Here is an 837-nt window from a genome sequence, read left to right on the forward strand (position 1 = left end):
GTCGGGCAGCCGCGGGAAGCGGCCGCCGAGTTCCCGGGCCAGGACGAGGGGGTCGAGCCGTTCCCCGGACAGACCGGCGAGGTCGGTGAGGCGGACGTCCCGGTCGCCGGTGGCCACGGTGAGGGCGTCGGGACCGGCGTCGACGACGGTGCCGGGCTCGGCGGTGGAGGGCCGGCCGGTGATCTCCACGGCGCGGACGGCCAGCAGGCCGTCGCCGAACGCGAGCAGCGGCGTGCCGAGGTCGTTGCGGCGGCGCCCGAACGCGGTGGCCCGCACCAGTGCGTCCAGTTCGGCGGCGGGGCGGCGCCAGTCGAACACACCGCCGCGGGGCAGGCCGTCGTACCGTCCGTGGTAGGTACGCAGGCCCAGATCCTGCGGTGTGCGGGTGGCCGTCCCGGCCGCCAGCTCGTCGACGAGTTCGGCGAAGGACTCGACGCCCGCCTCGAAGCACGCGACGTCCAGGTCGTGCACCGTGGCCGCCGGTTCGACGGGCACCGTGCGCTGCTTGAGCACGTCGCCGGTGTCGGCCTCCAGGCGCATGACGTGCCAGGCGACGCCGTGCTGCTTGTCGCCGTCGAGGATGGCCCAGCTGGTGGCGAACAGACCCGCGTGCCTGGGCAGCGGACCGTCGTGGAAGTTGACGGGCAGCCGGGTGGGCAGGGCGAGCACCTCCTCCGGGAGCATCCGGAGGTTGGCGATGCTGAACAGGTAGTCGAAGCGCAGCGGGGCCAGCCGTTCGGCGAGGTCCGCCCCGAACGGTACGGCGGGCAGTCCCTCCTCCTCGGCCCAGCCGAGTATCTCGGCGGAGGGGGTGACCACGGCGGCCACCGTGTGTCC

At 74.4% G+C, this 837-nt stretch carries 1 protein-coding gene; it reads right to left on the minus strand.

The features are described from left to right. Nucleotides 1–819 (minus strand): formyltransferase family protein (locus IH13_RS0136060; RefSeq protein ID WP_267883904.1); only part of this gene is annotated, 819 nt, incomplete at its 3' end. Nucleotides 820–837 lie beyond the last annotated feature (18 nt).

It is taken from the genome of Streptomyces sp. NRRL WC-3549 (assembly GCF_000721935.1).
GTDB lineage: Bacteria > Actinomycetota > Actinomycetes > Streptomycetales > Streptomycetaceae > Streptomyces.